Below are 19,402 nucleotides of genomic sequence, written 5' to 3'. Positions count from 1 at the left end.
AATGAAAATAGTGACTTAAACTCAAGGGAACCTGCATCTTGAGCAACTAGGTTATATAGGGAAATCAAATGAACAAGTTAATCAAAGAACGTTTTGATGAATATCCTGAAAGTGCTCGAATTCGATTAGAAGCGTTGAGAAGCCTGATCTTTAAAGTGGCTAATGACCTAGAGTTAGGCGAAGTGGAGGAGTCGCTTAAATGGGGCGAACCGAGCTACTGTACCAAGATGGGAACGCCAATAAGAATGGACTGGAAACTGAAATCACCCAATCATTATTATCTTTTCTTTCATTGCCAAACTAAGTTACTTGATACCTTTCGAGAGTTGTATGGTGAAGAATTAGAGTTTCAGGGGAACCGAGCCATCGTGTTGTCGTTATCAAAACCATTGCCTGAAGCCGCCATTCAACATTGCTTAGCGCTAGCATTAACTTATCAACAACGTAAGCATCTACCTTTACTTGGTGCATAAAAAAGCTGCAATATAATCGCTTATATTGCAGCTTAACTTTGTTATCAAGTAATAGGTTATTTAATGATTACTTTTTCAAACCCATGAAGTAATCAAAGATAACTGGTACATCGTTTTGGCCAAGACCAGCATCAACTGCTGCTTGTAGGCTTGTAGAAGTACCTTGAGCGATTAGAGACTCAGTACCTAACTCTTCACATAGTGCAAGGAAGTAACCAAGGTCTTTGTTTGCGTTTGCAACAGAGAAACCTAGTTTTTCTTCGCCGTCTACAGCGTAGAACTTACAGAATTGCATGAACGGAGAGTTAGAAGGACCAGCAGACATGATGTCGAATAATTGCTGACCGTCAACGCCTGCTAGTTTTGCAACTGCGAATGCTTGAGACATAGTCGCAACAGTTGTCATACCCATGAAGTTGTTCACAAGCTTAGTTACGTGACCAGAACCTAGAGCACCTAGGTGGAATACGTTTTCGCCTTGGTCATCAAGAACTGGTTTAACTTTGTTGAAAGTTTCCATGTCGCCAGCTGCCATGATGTTTAGCAGACCATCTTTAGCGTGAGCTGGAGTACGACCAAGAGGAGCATCGATCATACCTGCGCCTTTAGCAGCAAGGTCAGCACCAATCTTCTTAGTAGAAGCTGGGATAGAAGTACCGAAGTCGATTAGCGTTTTGCCTTCAGACATACCCGCTAGGATACCTGTTTCACCGTATACTACTTTCTCTACAACTTCAGACGTTGTTAGACAAAGCATTACGATGTCGCTTTTTTCAGCCAGTTCTTTACCAGATGATGCTTCTGCTGCGTTGCCACGAGCTAGAACAGCTGCAACAGCGTCTTTATTAAGATCCATTACATTTACTTGGTAGCCACGAGTTTGTAGGTTTTCTACCATGTTGCCGCCCATAAGGCCTAGGCCGATAAAACCAATAACAGGTTTAGTCATCATATCTCTCCAATTGTATTATTATATAGCTAAGTGAGGTGATTCTATAGGTATGGATTTGGTTTAGCAATCAAATGAAGGAAGATAAAGTTGCTTTCTGTGACTTAAGCAACATAGATCACGAAATTGACACTAATAATAGAGTGGAATTCACTCAGTATTGCCTTTTGTACTATGAGGAAACCTTATGCGCTGCGCCCAAAGCCTGCCAGTGTTAGGTTTCAATATAATGATGCATGGATGACGTTTTAAAGTAGGAAATGTGCCTTTTCTAGTCAACCTGATACTTGGCTGAGATCTCATTTTTGATCTTTCTGTGATAAATAAAATTGAAAATCACCGTATTTGTCATACAATAAGATCAACTATTTTGGTGATGAATGTTGTTCACCGAGCAAAATTTATAAATGGATGATTAAAGAGAGAATGACTATGTCTAAAAAAATTGCTTTTATTTCTGGCGCAACTGGCGGTATTGGTTTTCAAGTTGCAAAACGTCTTGGTACTGATGGTTACACGGTTGTACTTAACGGTATCGAAGATGATAAAGGTGCTGAGCGCGTAGCAGAATTAAAAGAACTAGGCATTGAAGCTGAGTACTATGGTTTTGATGTAACTGATGATAAAGCGGTTACTGAAAACATCACTGCAATTGGTGAAAAATACGGCAAGCTTGATGTTGTTGTTAACAATGCTGGTGGTCTAGGTGGTCGTAGCCCAATGGAAGAAATGACAACCGATTTCTACCGTTTCGTTATGGCACTTAACCTTGATAGCGCATTCTTTGTTTCTCGCGCTGCTATTCCATTCTTGAAGAAAGCAGAAGGTGGTTCAATCATCAACTTCACTTCAAATGCAGGCTGGAATGCTGGTGGCCCAGGTGCTGGTATCTACGGTGTTTCTAAAGGCGCGGTTCATACTTTAACTCGCGCACTGGCTAAAGAGCTTGCTCCTGCTGGCATCCGTGTAAATGCGGTTTCTCCAGGTACAATCGACACACCATTCCACGCTCAAATTAAAGCAACTAAGCCAGAAGTTTTCGCTTCTTGGAAAGACAGCATTATGCTTGGTCGTTTAGGTCAACCAGAAGAAGTAGCATCAGTGATTGCATTCCTAGTAAGCGAAGATGCATCATTCATCACTGCTGAAACGATTCAAATCGGTGGCGGACAAGCGTTAGGTATTTAATCCGGTTTTTAGAAGCCAGTTAAACAAAACACCGGCCAAATCATGAAATAACCCCCAATAGCTTTATAACTATTGGGGGTTATTTATGTCTAAATACACCAGAAAATTAAAGCATGTATTGATGGTGAATATTCAATAAATCTTGGAAAGATGCCTCTATTTATTACGCTAAAGCTTCTTTAACGAATGCTTTAATTTCATCATCTTGGCAGTTGTCGAAGAAACATTGTTGGAAGCGTTCGCCGGTTACGGCAGTTTTCACCAGTTCAGGAGCGATAGCACGTAGTATATCTAGGTAGTTCTCTTTACAAACCGCAGCTTTTACTTCATTGAGAATACCGGCGTTCCGAACTTGTGGTTCTTTACGCTCAACTGGGTAACCTTCACCTCGTGGGCCAGTGAATGCTTTTTCGAAGATGTAACGAGCATTAAGTTCAGCTGCCCAACCAAAGCCTTTCGCAAATGCTAAAGCAAGTGCGTTACCGTTGTTGATTTGGTTGAATAGGAAAGCATCTGATGGATCTAGGCAGTAACCACAAGCCACACCTGGGTGTAGGTTCAGTGACATCATTGCACCTTGACCAGTACCACAACCCGCAATTACAAAATCAACCGCTTTAGAGTTAAGTAGGATGCTTGCTTGAATACCAAGGTGAATATACGTTAGCTGATGATCGTTTTCATCACTCATACCTACGTTAGCAACCGTGTGACCTAGTGGCTCAACAACGCTTGTTAGTTCGTTAAGAATGGTTGCGTTTTTGCTTGCTTGGCTGTTTTCCATCATTAGTGCGATTTTCATTGATATTCTCCGATAGGAATTGAGTAAATTATTTTAATGCTATTAACGTGCTAACCAACCGCCATCAACAGCAACCGTATAACCATTGATGTAATTTGCAGCATCAGATGCTAAGAATACACAAGGTCCAGCTACATCTTCTGGCTTGCCCCAGCGATTCGCGGGAATACGCTCAAGAATAGCGGTATTGCGTTCCTCGTCGTCACGTAGCGCAGCAGTATTGTTAGTGGCCATGTAACCTGGGGCAATTGCGTTTACATTGATGTTGTATTTTGCCCATTCATTTGCCATTGCACGCGTAACTCCCATAAGTGCACTTTTGGAAGCGGTATAAGAAGGCACTCGAATTCCACCTTGGAAAGACAGCATAGAAGCGATGTTGATGATCTTGCCACCATTACCTTGAGCGATGAATTGCTTAGCTACCGCTTGAGACATAAAGAAGACCGTTTTAGAGTTGATGTTCATAACGTCATCCCAGTTCTGCTCAGAGAATTCGATAGCATCTTCACGACGAATGATACCGGCGTTGTTGACTAAGATGTCAATTTGACCGAATTCAGCCAGTGCTTTTTCAATAATAGTAGGGATGTCATCTTGAGTTAATAAGTTTGCTCGGACATCAAGAAAGTTATGACATTCTGCTTTCATTAGCTCTATGGTTTCTTCAGGTGCGCTACGATTAACACCAACTACCTTACAACCTGCTTGTGCTAGGCCTAACGCCATACTCTGACCAAGACCTGTGTTGCAGCCAGTCACTATGGCTACTTTACCTTCTAAATTAAATGCATTAAGAATCATAGCTATTTCCTTTGTTGCTTATGGGCAGTTATCTAATACAGTGTAGTGGTGATGATTAAACCTATCCTAGCAATTTCAAAGTGTCACATCAAATTAAAATAAAACATGGTTTTGAAAAAGCGCAAACGCCACTTCATTTAAAGTAATGGTATTTATTATTCATGTTTTAAAAAATCACAATAAGGGTAGAATGAGCGAATAGGAATATTTTAAGGTATAAAAATATGGAAAAAGCGAAACAACCAGATGTAGTATCATCAGTAATGAAAGTTTTTGTTATTATACAATCACTTAGTGAGCAAAAAGAAATTGGTGTTACTGAATTGTCACAGCGTTTAATGATGTCGAAAAGTACTACGTACCGTTTTTTGCAAACGATGAAAGTGTTGGGGTATGTAGAGCAGGAAGGTGAAGCTGATAAGTATTCGTTAACCTTAAAGTTATTTGAAGTGGGTGCAAAATCTTTAGAGTATGTGGATATTATTTCACTTGCTGATAAAGAGATGAGAGTGATTTCTGAAAAAACCAATGAAGCTTTGCACTTAGGGGCTTTAGATGTCGATCATATTATCTACACTCATAAAATCGACTCTGGTTATAACTTGCGTATGCAATCTCGAGTAGGGCGTCGAAACCCTCTTTATAGTACAGCCATTGGTAAAGTGTTATTGGCTGATAGAGATACAGAATTTGTGCGTAAAACTCTCAAAGATGTTGATTTTATTAAGCATACAGAAAAAACGCATGAAGATGTTGATCAATTATTAGCTGAGCTCGTCACTGTGAAACAGCAAGGGTATGCTGAAGATAATGAAGAACAAGAGCCAGGCTTATATTGTATCGGTGCACCGGTTTATGACCGTTTTGGCCACGTGGTTGCGGGCTTATCTATTTCGTTCCCAACGATTCGTTTTGATGAAAATCGTAAAGCAGAATATGTTGCTATGCTTCAAAACGCTTGTAAGAACATCTCCGAACATTTGGGTTACCACGAATACCCAATGTAAGAAGTATCGTAATGGTTTGAGAGCGAATGAAAAACGCTGCTATCGAGTTTGATAGCAGCGTTTTTATTTATGACGTTATAAGAAATCCAACGTATTCCTGAGTTCGATATTTTCTTCAGTCTTGTGGTAATAAATCCCTAATAATGGGAGATATTTCCTATAAATTTCGTTAAAATGGCAGGAATTATGACCAATGTATTTTAGTTAACTATAATTTGGCTTAAACGACTGGTTTGTTAACAATTTCATCGCGTGTGAAAGGGAATATAATATGAGAAAAATTTACTTAGCTTTAGCTATTGCAGGGGTGCTTGCTGGATGCTCTTCTAACTCGGATAAAGCGCCTGTAAATACTACACCGGTACCCGCTATGGGCAAAGTCGCTGATGGTGCATTTACTCGTTTTGCTTTAAATGGCAACAGCAGTGGTGCTTGGTTGGTGCATGCTACGCCAGAGTTAGGTTTGGGTGCGGTTGAAGCAACGAATATTACCGCTTCTGGTGATCCGGGTTCTCTACGTTTGTTTTACCCTTCAATCAATGAAAGCTCAACATTACAATCGGGGCCTGGTGTAAGCCAAATCATTCCTAACATTGAACCCGATACTGATTACCTTTTAACGGTGTACTACCGTGATGAAAAAGGTGATGAGTCACCAAATGTACTTGAGTTGGGTGTGAAAGATATGGGGGTTGGTTCTTTAGCGGGCAATACCGTAAGAACAAAGACATTCACCAATGATGATATCGATTCTGATGGCGATGATACGAATGGTTTCCGTAAAGTGGAATTAGCCTTTAATTCAGGCAGTAACACAACGTTAGAAGTTTATGCGCTAACCCACCTTAACAGCACTGAAAATATCGACATGAATGGTGATGTAGCCTTCCAAACAGAAGTGTTTATTGATGATGTCGTGTTAGAGTCTGATGATTAATCGCAGGCTCTAATCATTAGAACTATAGAAGTTAACGCCAGAAAACCTCCTGATATTTTCTATCAGGGGGGTTTCTTTTTATGGTTATTTGTCAGCGTTTTTATGACCGTTTAATTCTAGCTTATCGGTAATGAACCCTTGGAAGCGTCGAATATCAAGCTCAACTAATTGATCAATTTGTTTTAAATTCTCTACATGAGTTGCAATCATGCCAATGTCTAAGTTTTTGGCGATGCGAGTCATAGAAGCGAGAAGGTCATATTTAGCTGGATCATCCAATTGGCTCGTATACGTAAAATCTAATTTGACATAGGTCGGCTGTACTTGATGTAAGTAATCAATAGAGCTGAAACTATGACCAAAGTTATCAATACCAAACTTAAACGAATGCTGAAGGAGTAATTGAGTAATGACTTTGGTTTCTTCAAGGTGTTTAGTGAAGCAAACCTCAGGAAATTCAAACACTAGCGTTTCTCTGAGCTGAGGGTTGGCTTTTAGCATTTGAGTTAAGAAGACAACAAATTGGCTATTATGAAGACTATCTTTACTTATATTAACGGTAATCGGTGACTTGCTAGGGTTAGCAGCCAATTGCTTACTCACAAGCGTTAATACATGATTATCGAATTGATAGGCCACATCACTATCTTCTAGCGCAGTAATAAAATGATTGGCTGTGTAGATAATATTATCCACTTCAATATAGGCAAAGGCCTCATAGTGCAAGATTTGTTGCTCTTTATTAATCGCCGGTTGAAGTCGAATTTTGACTTGTTGATTCTCAATACCTTGTTTAACAAAGTTCTGCCATTCAATTTTACCCTTAGTAAACTCAGGCAAAATAGTATTCTCATTATATAAAAATGCTTTTAAGCCGCTTTGTTGACGAGCTTGAGTTAAGGCGCTATCAAGTTGGGTGAAAACTGTTCTCATGTCGGTTTGATGATGTAAAACCATCATCCCAATAGAGGCTGAGTTATCTTCAATTAATTCGTTCGGTTGCCATTCATTAACGAGATTAAGTGCGGTCTCTGATACTTGTTCTAAATACTCATAATGGCAATGAGGGACCAGTAAAATAAACTCAGAACGACTAAAGCGAGAAAAGGTACTTCTTCCGTCAACAAATGAACTTAATTTCTGAGCAAGTTCTTTAACCATGCTATCGGCTTTCTCAAATTCTTTGTTTTCATACGCATCTTCAATGGCATCGACTTTCATTAACCACAGACCACAATGATCATGGGTGTTAGAAGTTAGCCATGGTTCAAGCTGAGTGATGAAATATTCACGATTACTTAACTCAGAAACAGGATCTTGGTAAGCGCGCATACGTAGGCGTTTAACTTCATTTGCCGATTGTACGTAATGAGCTTCAATATGCTTACTCATGTAATTAATCGCTTGTATTACATCAGAGAGTTCACGAGTATTGACTTGAGGTATAGGGTCACCAAACTTATTTAAGCTAATTTCATTCGCACGCTTTTGTATGTCCTTTAATGGTTTGAACATGACTCGAAGTATGATGATCATCGAGATTGCAGCAAGTAATGAATTAATAATAAATGCGGTGAGTAAGCGTAGAGTCAGCGCCCATAATTGGTCATAACCTGTTGCCGTATTATTGGTGACAGTTAAGGTTGCGGCTTGCATCCAACCATCCATTAATACGCGAGATTCTGTTAGCTTTTCAAAAGGCGCGATTTTTTGAAACCATTCAGGTGAGTCAGAATTTTGATTAAGATTCTTACGTTGAATTTGGGTATTACTATCATTTATTTTGAGTGTGATAGAACCGTAGAAGCCACTATCAAAAGAGGCATTAATGACGGACTCTAAACCCACTTTATCTTTTTGATGAATGAACGGAGTTAGCGCAATATTCAATGCGCTGATCATGTTCGTCATCTCAATCTTTTGCTGAGTCTTCAGGTAAGTATGGCTAGAGTGAAGTAGTAGGCCAAAAACCGATGTCGTCAATATTAAGAAGGTTATCGATAACCAAATTTGGAATTTATTATATAGACTCATAGCATCATTGATCCAAGTTTATAATAGGGTGATGAGTGTCATGCTGACTTCGTTTACGTAATTTTTGCCACATACTTAAATTGGAGACATTACCGGCCGGCACTGATTGGCTTCCAGCTGCACCTCCTTTTGTGATCCATAAGTTAGTGGCGTTAAAACTATAGACAGGAACGAGATCGCTTCTTTGACTGGCCGGTTTTATTTCGCCATCAATATTATCTAAAATTAAAGGCATTGAACTTGGCGTTTCATAATAGGCAACGACCATATGAAATTGGTTTAATGTCAGTGATTTTACGTAGATTAAGCGCAATTTCTCGTCATCTACCCCTAATTCTCGCAGGGTATAATATTTGGCAATACTAAAATCTTCACAGTCTCCACCGCCAGCATTAAGAAACTGCACCGGTGTTGCCCAATAATCATCTTCACCCCATAACTTTATATCATCAATAAATACTAATTGATTAAAAAAGTTATTCACTTCGGATAATTGTAGAGAGAGGGAGTGATTCTGTAAGCTATGGGTGAGCTCTAGCCATGCTTTGATTCGTAAGCCAGCACGTTGTCCAAAATGCTCATGACTGAAGGTAATGATTTGTTGTTCAACAGCAGTGAGAGCCGAAGCTCTCACTGAAATGATTAACAAGATTAAGAAGAGACAGGCGGTAAGCGAAAAAGAGAGGAAAGGTCTCTTAGTCTTTACGTTGATCATAGATAGTCCAGCTTTCTACTACGCTGCTATCCATCCCTACCACTGAGGCGGTAACACGACGGCTTAATGTCATAGTTTCTTCTCTCGATGTTGCTTGAATTGGATCGCTGTCACCGTAACCTACGGTTTCAATACGTTTAGGACTGACGCCAGCGGCAACCAAGGCTTTATAGACATTCGCTGCACGATGTATCGAGAGGTACTTGTTGTGCTCTGCCGGGCCTACTGGACTAGCATAACCGTTAAGTACAATATGAGTTTGTGGATATTTATCTAAGAAACTACTCATATTCTTAATGTGCTTATCATAAGCTGCAGGAATCACGGTTGAATCGTTAGCAAATAAAATGTGTAGTTTATTTTCTTCTTCTGAATGGACAACAGTAGGGCAACCATTGTTATCAATCACGGCGTTTTTACGAGTATTAGCACATAAATCACGTGCGTTAATCACTCCGTCATTATCTGAATCGCTTAAATCTTTTGAATGAAAGGCGATTGGCGGTGGATCGGATTCTAGGTTTGAACATGCACCCAATAGTAAAACCAATAAAGAAAGAGTTAATGCTTTCATAATATTTCCTTATTTAGACGAACGAGCCCATTCATCAGGGATGGCAACACGTAATTCATTCAGAAGTAGGCCTGTTGAATTCAATAAGCGATAATCAGCAACAATGCCAGAATAGTGCGCGGCTAAATAAGCCTTACGAGATTCAAATAATTCATTTTCGGTGTTTAATAGATCCAATAAGGTTCGTTTACCGATTTTGTATTGCTTCTCATAGGCAATGATGGTTTTTGCTGCAGAATCTACGTGTTGTTGAAGGAACTTTTCTTGTGATTCAGCCAGTTCTTTGGCGCTCCAAGATAAACGGGTGCTTTCTTCTAATAGGCGGTAGGCGTTATCACGAATGTTTTTCGCTTTGCTTATTTGGCTGGCAGCTGAACGACTGTCTGCTGCATCACTACCACCGTTGTATAGGTTGTAGTTCATTTTAAGCATTACTTTAAGCTCATCGGTGTCGCCATCAGATGCGTCTAGTTCATCACCATATTTCTGTGAACCTTCGACAGTAAATGTCGGTAACATTGTGCCTTTGGTTTGTTCGTATTGATACTGAGCGGCTTGTACGTCATGGTAAGCCAAATACATCGTTGGGTTATTGGCTTTGGCTTTCTCAAGCGCATCATTTAGAGACTTAGCGACGTAAGTATCATCAATTTTAGGTTTTCTTAAATCTTGAGGATAAGAGCCAACTACTTTTACAAAAGCAGTAATTTTGTCATTAAGGTTACTTTGAGCTGAAAGTAGGTTGGTATTGGCTTGTGCAACACGACCCTCAACCTGAATGAGGTCGGCTGTTGAACTTAAACCTGAATCTGTACGTCTTTTGATATCACGGTAGATGCGCATGTGCACATCATGGTTAGCTTGAGATAGGGTAACCACTTCTTGAGCCTGAATGACATCAATATAAGCTTCAACAGTGGATAATGCCATGTCTTGGGCATCAGCGAGTAATTGATAGCGTTGAGATTCAGCTTCTGCTTTAGTTCTTTTTATATCGTTATAAGTGCTTGAACCATCCCAGATTAGCTGACGAATACTGATTTGAGCGTAACGAGGGTTATACTCGCCTTGAGAGCCGGCGCTGTTGTCATAATCTTCATAGCCTACACCCGCTTCAAGATCGACCGACGGTAAGTATTTACCTGTTGAGGCTCGGCTGGTTTCTTTTTGGCTGATAAATTCATTGTAGGTCGATTGAATATTTGGATTCGTTGCTAATGCAGTGGCAATCGCTTGTTCAAGAGATTGCGCGTATGTTGGCAGTGCGATTAATTGGCAACCAAGGAAAACGGCTAATTTATTTATCTTTGGAGTTCTTATCATCATCCTCTTAATGCTAAATAATTAAGCGTTAAGGAAAGGGGTACATAAAGCCGAAAACGGACAAAAATTTAGATTTACACGATCTTACAGGGTATTTATAACAAATTATATACCGTTTCACTGATAGACGGTGTCAAATATATAAATTTAAACGCATGATTTCGTTTGAATCTTATCAGTCTAGACGAAATCATGCGAATAAATTAGTTGTATATTTGTTAAATCGGTCTTGTTTGAATGGTTGGCTTATTCTGATTCGTTGCCGTTGCTTGTTTGGCAGCTGTAGTTGATGCTGGTTTAGCATCAGTATTACTTGCTGCTTTCGCCTTAGCTGCACTTGGCTCTGAAGCAGAAGGCGCTGTATCACTTGGTTTAGCCGCTGGAGTTGGGGCTTTTTTAGCAACAGTCGGTGCTGATTTCTGTGATTTTCCAGAGCGAAGCGCTTGCAATACTTTATCTCTAGGGCCATCGGCAATGATTTGACCTTGTTCCATTACTATTAAACGATCAACTAAGTCTAGCATGCCGGTTTTATGAGTAATTAAGATCAGGGTCTCATCTTTACTAAAGTTACGTAATTGGCGCTTGATGAACATTTCAGTACGGTTATCCATACTACTGGTTGGTTCATCCATGATCATAACAGGCGGCTTACCTAATAATGCACGTGCAATCGCAATTGCTTGACGTTGACCACCAGATAACGCGGCACCACCTTCACCGACTTGTTTCTCTAAACCAGCGCTGTCTTTTTGCGTAAAGCTTGTTACCCCAGCGCGTTCAGCAGCAAGAATGATATCTTTATCACTGGCAAGAGGGCGGCCAAGTGCAATGTTGTCACGGATGCTACCGTAGAACAGAGTGATATCTTGCGGTACACAGCCTAAATTACGGCGTATATCGATCTGGTGTAACTGCTTAATATCCGTATCATCGATTAAAACGGTACCTGAAGTCGGTTGGTATAATCCCATTAAAATACGTTCTAACGTTGTTTTACCTGAACCAATACGGCCGATAATACCAACACGCTCACCTGGATTAATCGTTAGGTTAATATTTCTCAACGAAGGCGAGGTTGCATTCGGGTAGGTGAAGTTCACATTATCAAATTGGATCTTACCTTTGATAATAGGGCGGTGGATATAACGCTTACCCGGCTCTTGTTCAGTCGGCATTTGCATTAAGTTATCGATAATACCCATCGCAGATTTCGCTTGGTTATAGCGAGTCGATAGCATTGCCACTTGGATCATCGGGCCAACTGCACGTCCACTCAACATGGTTGCTGCAATCAAACCACCCATGGTTAGGTCGCCATTCCCAATTAAGTAAACACCGACAACGATCATTGCTACGTTCAAAAATTGCTGAACAAAACCCGCGGCATTTTGCAGTGAATCTGTGAGGCGACGAGACTTTAAGCTCCAGTTTGCCATGTGGGCAACCGCTTCTTCCCAACGATATTGATACTGACTTTCTGCACCAAACATTTTCAGTGTTTCAAGACCAGATAAGCTCTCAATAAGGTTTGAGTTTTTTTGTGAAGCTAAGCGAGAACCTTCTTCAATGGTACGTCGTAATGGCTTTTGTACGATAAAACTGTAGCTGATCAGAATGATCACACCAATTAAAGGAACGATTGCGAGTGGTCCTGCAATAATGTAAATCACTAACATGAAGAACAAAGCAAAAGGCAAGTCGATCAAGGTTGTGATACTCGCTGATGTAAAAAAGTCACGAATAGATTCAAACTCTTGCATGTGTCTGGCAAAAGCACCAACCGAAGGCGGTTTAGATTCTAGGCGCGTGCCCATTACATGGCTAAAGATCTTAGATGAGATTAAGATATCTGATTTTTTACCTGCAACATCTAAGAAGTAACTGCGCATCATCTTTAAAACAAAATCGAAAATGAAGATGATAAATACACCTACTGCTAAAACCCAAAGTGAGTCATAGGCTAGGTTAGGAACAATTTTGTCATACACTAAACGTGAGAATAGTGGGGCGCTTACGGCAAAGATATTAATTAAGATCGAAGCAATGAATACGTCACGGTAAATTTTACGTGACTGCCACAGTGTGCTCCAGAACCAATGGCCATCGTTATTTTTCAGAACTTCAGGTGAGCGTTCATCGTAACGGAAGCTCTTTTTAACTAAGAATAATTGGCCGGTGTATTGCTTATTAAGTTCTTCTAAACGAATCCATTCTTGAGTGCTGTCATCATTTTGCGACAAGATCACTTCGGCTTCGTTTTTCTCGTAATCGACAGACAAGATAACGCACGCGTCACCATTTTTAAGCAGCGCAACTACCGGTAAAAGTAGTGGCGGTAAATCATTGAGTGGTAATTGTTCAAGCTTTGCATTTAAGCCCGCGGTTGCTGCCGCGCGAGGGAATAAATGTACTGTGAGTAAACCATCTTTGAGTGGTAAACCTGCAACGAGCGCGTCAGGTGAATTGGCCTGGCCGTAATAACGACTGATATAAGCGAGCGAATTTAATAGTGGATCTTTTATTGTATTCATTATGCCTGACCTTCAGTGACATTATTAATTTGCTCAGTAACAAAACCTTGGAAACCACCAAGTTCGAGCTCGATCAGTTTGTTTTTCTGTTCCATTGTTTCTACGCGAGAAGCAATAGTAGTGATTGATAAGTTGGCGGCAGTACGTGCAATGGAGAACACCACATCTGCTTTTTCGTTATCATCTATTTGAGTTGTGTAGGCAAAATCCAATTTGACATAAGCAGGGCGGTAGGCATTGAGATAGCCAATCGAACCAAAGTTATGACCAAAGTTATCGATACCAAAACTGTATTTGTGTGAAGTGATGATGTTACACAGTAGCTTGGTATTATCTGGCTGTTTAATAAAGCAAATTTCAGGAATTTCAAAGAATACACGATTGGCATATTCAGGATTGGTTTCCATTTTTTGGCTTAACCAGCGCATAAAGCCAGTATCATTAACACTGCTTTGAGTCAGGTTAACTGCAATTGGATATTTCGGATCGTACATATCGACTTGTTCGAATACGGCGTCGATGATGTGCATATCAAAGTCTTGGCCTTTATCCAGGCTTTCAAGTGCACTTAGGAAGTTACCTGCCGAGTAGCGCGTATCGTCTTTTTGTATGGCAGCAAACACTTCTTGGTGCATCATTTGATTATTGCTGTCGATGGCTTTTTGATAGCTAAGTGTAAATTGTTTATTTGCGATCGCTTCATCAACAATGGCTTTCCATTGCTGCTTACCAAAACTTGGTTGGTTTGCATTACTATCTGCAGGAACTAAGAATATTGGCTCTTCACGGTTAGCGCGAGCTTGAACAAGTCCGTTATCGGCACGAGCAAGGAGTTCTGAAATACTGTCGTCAGTGTGCTTCATAATTAAAGCTACTGCAGCTTGAAGAGGGGCGACATCGAGCGGATCATTTTGTAGCGCGGCAACGCGATTTAGCATTGCACGGCCAAGCTCTAACATGTCTTCATCTGAAGTATTTGGCGCAAGTAGCATAAACTCAGAATTGTTTAAGCGAGCAATGTTGAACTCATCAGAAGAAATTTCCATTAATGATGCGGCAAAACTACGAGTTAGCTCATCACCTTGTGTATAACCTTCTTTTTCATAGACTTCATCAAGTTGATCGACCTTGAGAAGGGCAATACCACCGGTTGCTCCACCTTCAATCCAAGATTCAAGTTGAGTCATCATGTATTTGCGATTAGCCAACCCAGATACTGGATCTTGATACGCACGAACACGTAGTTTGTCTGCTTCTTCTGACTGTTGTTCAAAGTGTGCGCGAAGTTGCTTGGTCATTTGATTAAACGCTGAAACGACATCGTTTAATTCTTGGTATTTAGAGGATTCTAATACTTCATCAAATTTATTGTTAGCAAGATTTTGAGCACTCACCTGGATAACCTGTAGCGGTACTAAAATTCGACGGAAGATAAGCGATAATCCTGCAATCAGAATCACACCACAAAATGTTAGAGCAAAAAGAATAGATTTCGTGTTATTCCATAGCTTCTCATAAACAAAAGTAGGGCGACCGGTTACTTTTAGGTTGGCTAATGGCTGCCAATTAGAGGTGATTTGTACCGTTTTTTGCGCAGGTTCGATATTCGACAATGTCATAAACCAACCCGGTGCCACATCTTTTGGTTCTTTGAAGTCGAGATTAACCGCTTCACCCGATGTAATGGATACAAGAGTGGCGGATTGATAGTTATGGTTATCAAATATTTTTTTGATAATAGCTTGAGCTTCTTTAGTATCTTCGCCTTGCAGATAAGGTGAAAGTGCAAAAGTGGCAGCATCTAATGTGTCATTGAATCGCACTGCTTGTTGTTCGATTAAATCGTTACGCGCGTGATGGAATTCAAGAGCAAATAAAACTACGGATATAGCGATGAAAATCCCCATACTCCAAGTTAATAGCTGTTTATACAATGTCATATCATTTCTCATTAAATAATTATTGCAATTGACCAAGAGAGACAAGCTGATTTTATTGGCTCAAACCAGCTTGCAGTAGTCGTTATGACGACTTGATGATGCTTATTGCTCTCTTAGTGCAGAATCGGTGGCTTTTAGAACCGGTTTTAATAGGTAACCCATTACAGTGCGTTTGCCGGTAATAATATCGGCTGAGGCAGTCATACCAGGAATAATAGGTAGGGATGTGCCGTCTTTACTGGTTAAAGCACTTTCATCCGTTCGAATTTTAACTTGGTAGAAGCTATTGCCTTCTTCGTCTTGAATGGTGTCTGCACTGATTGTTTCAACCGTACCATCAAGACCACCGTAGGTAGAGAAATTGTAGGCGGTAAATTTAATCAATGCTGGTAAGCCAGGGTGTAAGAAACCGATATCTTGAGGCGCAATTTTCGCTTCAATGAGTAACGTATCTTCTGTTGGGACGATTTCGATTAGATCCATACCCGGCTGGATAACACCACCGATAGTATTGATATAAATCTTTTGAATCGTGCCGGTAACAGGAGAGGTAACGACGGTGCGATTTACTTTATCTTGCAAGCCAACTTGAGATTCGCTTTGGCTAGATAATTGAGCACTGACCTTATTCAATTCGTTCTGGTTATCACTACGATACTTCAGAGCAATGTCTAGGTATTTTAGGATCGCTTCGTGCACTGCAGATTCAGCAACTGGAATCTGCATTTTAGTTGAAGTCAAATCACGACGAGTATCAATTAATTGACGACGTAATTTTAATAATTCAATTTCAGGAACCACACCATCTTTTGCTAAAGGCTCTGTCATATTAAATTCGTGATTTGCTACATTATAGCTACTTTGTAGGTTGCTATAGCGAGATCGGTTTTCATCTAGTTCACGTTGCTTTTGTGTGACTTGTTGTCTAGCAACCGATAATTGGTTTTCTAGATTAGAGACGTTACCTTGATACTCGTTTAATTGGCGGGCAACTAAGATTGGGTGCTTTTTCGCAAAATCTTCATCAAAAGCAGGAACAAGAGATTCGTCAACAATTACGCTATCTTCCCAACTGTTAGTTTGCTTTGCTTTTTGCTTATCAATTTTCACGGCAGCAATTTGTGCTTTTAGGCGAAATTGATCCGCTTGCATGTTGGCAATGTCAGAAGCTTTACCCTGAAAGTCAGAGCGAGCTTGTGTGTCATCAATTAAAAGTAGGCGTTGGCCTTTTTTAACCGGTTGCCCTTCACGAACGAGTACTTGTTTAACAATACCGCCTTCAAGGTTTTGTATCACTTGCATCTGAGTGGATGGAATAACTTTACCTGTCCCTGTGGTGACTTTATCAAGCTTAGTCAGGGATGCCCAAATGACCGCAATGATAAAAAAGGCCACGATTGTCCAGAGCATAATTCTGGTGGTGTAGGCGGTGCTGAGCATTAATGCTGACGACTTGTCATCGACGAAATCGAGTTGTTCGGATGTGAGTTTTTTTTTCATTGAATTACCAAGAGCAAGCGCAATTTGTTAACCATTAGATGGCATTGAGTTAATTTTATGTTGATAACTAACTGTTTTTACCATTAATTTTGCAAGGCAAATTACTGCGATGAATTGATGGCATTTGTTTAAATATATTATATAGGAATTATGTTTTAAGTCACCTGCATTGATGGTTGAACGAGTTATTGAGTTGCATAATTTTAAATCAATTTGTTCTACATCAAAGTATGGTGTCTTGTAGTGGCTCAACTGTGAATAAATTGAATGGAACTATACTGAGTGGTATAATTTTAAATAGTTTTACTTATATATAACAGAGCTATTATTCGGTGCTTTTACATAATGTCACGGAATGTGTTTTTAGTTTTGTCTAAGCTTGTTATTGCTGCTTTAAAATCAAATTCCTATAAATATAAGATTGGCTTTTCCTAGTGACTTAGGGAAACAATCAATTAACAGATTGAGTTATCTATGGAAAATAATATTCCTTCTTCAAATGTCACCAACGTTAACGTTGAAAGTGGTTCAGTTTTTGTCATTAAAGCTGGTCAGGGAGCGGTGTTGGTTACAGGAAGTTATCAATTGAAACCTGATGAGGTTTTATTGGTAACTCCAGGGGCGAACGCAACCGTCTCAGGGCAAGGACAGCAAGTACATATCCATGATACTCAATCGACGGTTTCTATTGTGCCAAATGCAACTGGACCAGTGGCGACTACATTGGGTCCACAAGTTCAAATTAATGCTGAAAATGCACAAAATGCGAATTTTACTGAATCGGATATTGCGAATATCCAACGCTCGGTAATGAACCAGCAAGATCCTAGTCAGGCTATTATGAATCCTGGCAATTCGGATGAACAAGATTCTCAATCAAATCAAACTGATGATATTGCAGCTATTCAACAAAGCATTTTGGCAGGACAAGATCCAACTCAAGAAGCAGAAGCGCCTGCAGCTGGTGGAGCCGCGGGAGACACCGCCAATAACTCTTTTGTATCGATTGACTACAATTACGACGCTGTTTTAACTCACGCTGGATACGATACTGAAGGTTTTGAACGTGAATACCGTGATGAAGAAGATGAACGAGTTGTTCTTATTGCTGCAGGTGGTGAGAACCTTGCTGTTGAAGTCACAGAAGGCGATTTAGACAGTGGTGTAGGTTATCCAACCGAAAGTACGGCTTCTGTTGTAGTTGAAAAGGGTACTTATGCTCTAGATCCGGATTCGTTTTATATCCCGCAAGAAAGCGTAGATTCTTTACTGAGTGAACTAAATGCCGAGATTACATCAGGTGGTGAACCTGTTGAATTTAGTTACGATGCAGAAACCAATACTTTCACTGGTATGCAAGATGGTGAACCAGTCGTTTCATTTGATGTTGATTTCGTTGCCCTACCGAATGGTGATTTAACCGTTTCTATTACTACAACCGTTAATCAACCTATCGACCATATTTCAGGTGATACTACGGGTATGGTGAGCAATCAAGGGGATGATATTCATATTGAGTTCCCAGTTTCAGGTACGGATATTAATGGCAATGAAATCAAAGAACCGATTAATATTGGAATTGATGTTAATGATGGTGCTAATGAACAATTTGGTACCGATTCCGGCACTACGATTAATGAAACTGATGATCGTGATGTAGTTGTAGATGGCCAAGTGCCACTGGATCTTGGTAGTGATGAAATTGCCACTATTGTCTTCGATCCAAACCAGCCTTCATTAGATGGGTTAACGAGCAATGGTGAACCAACAGAATATACCGTTGATGGTAATGTTGTAACCGTAACAGATATTAATGGCGAACCTGTTTTAACCGTTGAAGTTCAAACCGATGGTTCTTATACCGTTCAAGTCACTGGTCCTCTTGATCAGGATGCAGATGATATAACAAATCTAGATTTAGGTATTACCGCAACAGATGATGATGGTGATACTGCCAACGGTACAATAGTTATCAATATTGAAGATGGTGAGAATGCTGCTGATGTGAGTGACGCTGTCACAATAACTGAAGGCGATCTGGAAAACCCAGCAGCAGGTAACGAATATCCTGTGCATGGTACGAGTAGCGTTACCATTACTGCAGCAGATGACAACTTAAACCCTGCAACGCTACGCTTAAGTGAAGAAGGCAAGGCGCAACTGGCCTCTGAAGTGGGCGAGATTACGACTAATAATGGTCAGTCGGTTGAATTTACCATGACCACTGATGAAAACGGTGTGGTGACTATTTTAGGGGTAGATGGAGATGGTAAGCCAGTTTTAGACATCACCATGACACCAACTATGTCGGAAAACGGCGATGTCACCGTGGTCACCGATGTAAACCAATACCAACCATTAGACGATATTAATGGTGATGGCACGACAGACGGCCTTATCACCAATAATGGTGATGTGATTTCGATCGACCTACCGTTGGAAATTGATGATACCGATGGTGATACGTCTAAGGTTGATATCACGGTTAATTTTGCAGATGGTGAAGATCCAAGTTTTGGTGACAATACCGAGATTGCTGAAATCACAGAAAACGACGGTGAACAAACGGCCAATGGCAGCATTGAATTTGACCAAGGCAGTGATGAGGTTGACCAAATTGTT

Annotated in this window: 15 protein-coding genes; 5 read left to right on the top strand and 10 right to left on the bottom strand. The window is 40.3% G+C overall.

Going from position 1 to position 19,402, the window contains the following annotated elements; translation table 11 throughout:
* Positions 1-68 precede the first annotated feature (68 nt).
* Positions 69-473, top strand: a complete 405-nt coding sequence (locus L3V25_RS00075; protein WP_237293501.1) for a DUF1801 domain-containing protein — start codon at positions 69-71, stop codon at positions 471-473.
* 67 nt (positions 474-540) lie between these two features.
* Here L3V25_RS00075 and L3V25_RS00070 read toward each other — a convergent pair whose 3' ends face one another.
* Entirely contained in the window at positions 541-1,422 is an 882-nt protein-coding gene (locus L3V25_RS00070; protein WP_237294308.1) for an NAD(P)-dependent oxidoreductase, read from the bottom strand.
* 432 nt (positions 1,423-1,854) lie between these two features.
* Between L3V25_RS00070 and L3V25_RS00065 the strand changes: the two genes are divergently transcribed.
* Positions 1,855-2,610 carry an SDR family NAD(P)-dependent oxidoreductase gene (locus tag L3V25_RS00065; protein ID WP_237293500.1) on the top strand — a complete coding sequence of 252 codons (756 nt, stop codon included), beginning with the start codon at positions 1,855-1,857 and terminating at the stop codon, positions 2,608-2,610.
* Positions 2,611-2,773: 163 nt separating this feature from the next.
* Here L3V25_RS00065 and L3V25_RS00060 read toward each other — a convergent pair whose 3' ends face one another.
* Positions 2,774-3,412, bottom strand: a complete 639-nt coding sequence (locus tag L3V25_RS00060) for an RpiB/LacA/LacB family sugar-phosphate isomerase (RefSeq protein ID WP_237293499.1) — start codon at positions 3,410-3,412, stop codon at positions 2,774-2,776.
* Between the two features lie 42 nt (positions 3,413-3,454).
* Positions 3,455-4,216 (bottom strand): 2-dehydro-3-deoxy-D-gluconate 5-dehydrogenase KduD, encoded by a 762-nt coding sequence (gene kduD / locus L3V25_RS00055; RefSeq protein WP_237293498.1) that lies wholly within the window; start codon positions 4,214-4,216, stop codon positions 3,455-3,457.
* 224 nt (positions 4,217-4,440) lie between these two features.
* Here kduD and kdgR point away from each other — a divergent pair, with 224 nt between their 5' ends.
* Both kdgR and L3V25_RS00045 read left to right on the top strand, forming a co-directional pair.
* On the top strand, positions 4,441-5,223 hold the full coding sequence (gene kdgR / locus L3V25_RS00050; RefSeq protein ID WP_237293497.1) for a DNA-binding transcriptional regulator KdgR: 783 nt from the start codon (positions 4,441-4,443) through the stop codon (positions 5,221-5,223).
* A 271-nt stretch (positions 5,224-5,494) separates the two neighbouring features.
* Positions 5,495-6,160, top strand: coding sequence for a hypothetical protein (locus L3V25_RS00045; RefSeq protein ID WP_237293496.1), 666 nt, complete (start codon positions 5,495-5,497; stop codon positions 6,158-6,160).
* Between the two features lie 84 nt (positions 6,161-6,244).
* On the opposite strand, the gene L3V25_RS00040 is transcribed toward L3V25_RS00045, so the two are convergent.
* The 7 genes from L3V25_RS00040 to L3V25_RS00010 form a co-directional block, all read right to left on the bottom strand.
* Positions 6,245-8,194, bottom strand: coding sequence for an EAL domain-containing protein (locus tag L3V25_RS00040; protein WP_237293495.1), 1,950 nt, complete (start codon positions 8,192-8,194; stop codon positions 6,245-6,247).
* Between the two features lie 4 nt (positions 8,195-8,198).
* The gene (locus L3V25_RS00035; RefSeq protein ID WP_237293494.1) at positions 8,199-8,909 is read right to left on the bottom strand and encodes a transglutaminase-like cysteine peptidase; all 711 of its coding nucleotides are present in this window, start codon (positions 8,907-8,909) and stop codon (positions 8,199-8,201) included.
* On the bottom strand, positions 8,890-9,483 hold the full coding sequence (locus L3V25_RS00030; RefSeq protein ID WP_089139926.1) for an OmpA family protein: 594 nt from the start codon (positions 9,481-9,483) through the stop codon (positions 8,890-8,892). The genes L3V25_RS00035 and L3V25_RS00030 overlap by 20 nt, the downstream gene beginning before the upstream one ends.
* 9 nt (positions 9,484-9,492) lie before the next feature.
* Complete coding sequence (locus L3V25_RS00025; protein ID WP_237294307.1) at positions 9,493-10,806, bottom strand: TolC family outer membrane protein; 1,314 nt, start codon at positions 10,804-10,806, stop codon at positions 9,493-9,495.
* Between the two features lie 218 nt (positions 10,807-11,024).
* Positions 11,025-13,331 carry a type I secretion system permease/ATPase gene (locus L3V25_RS00020; RefSeq protein ID WP_237294306.1) on the bottom strand — a complete coding sequence of 769 codons (2,307 nt, stop codon included), beginning with the start codon at positions 13,329-13,331 and terminating at the stop codon, positions 11,025-11,027.
* An 8-nt stretch (positions 13,332-13,339) separates the two neighbouring features.
* Positions 13,340-15,280 (bottom strand): EAL domain-containing protein, encoded by a 1,941-nt coding sequence (locus L3V25_RS00015; RefSeq protein WP_237293493.1) that lies wholly within the window; start codon positions 15,278-15,280, stop codon positions 13,340-13,342.
* 102 nt (positions 15,281-15,382) lie between these two features.
* Positions 15,383-16,780 carry an HlyD family type I secretion periplasmic adaptor subunit gene (locus L3V25_RS00010; protein WP_237293492.1) on the bottom strand — a complete coding sequence of 466 codons (1,398 nt, stop codon included), beginning with the start codon at positions 16,778-16,780 and terminating at the stop codon, positions 15,383-15,385.
* Positions 16,781-17,254: 474 nt separating this feature from the next.
* Here L3V25_RS00010 and L3V25_RS00005 point away from each other — a divergent pair.
* A partial coding sequence (locus tag L3V25_RS00005) for a retention module-containing protein (protein ID WP_237293491.1) occupies positions 17,255-19,402 on the top strand: 2,148 nt, incomplete at its 3' end.

Source organism: Vibrio sp. CK2-1 (genome assembly GCF_021726515.1).
Lineage (GTDB): Bacteria > Pseudomonadota > Gammaproteobacteria > Enterobacterales > Vibrionaceae > Vibrio.
Note: the sequence above shows the minus strand (reverse complement) of the source record. Positions and strands in the feature narration are given on the sequence as shown.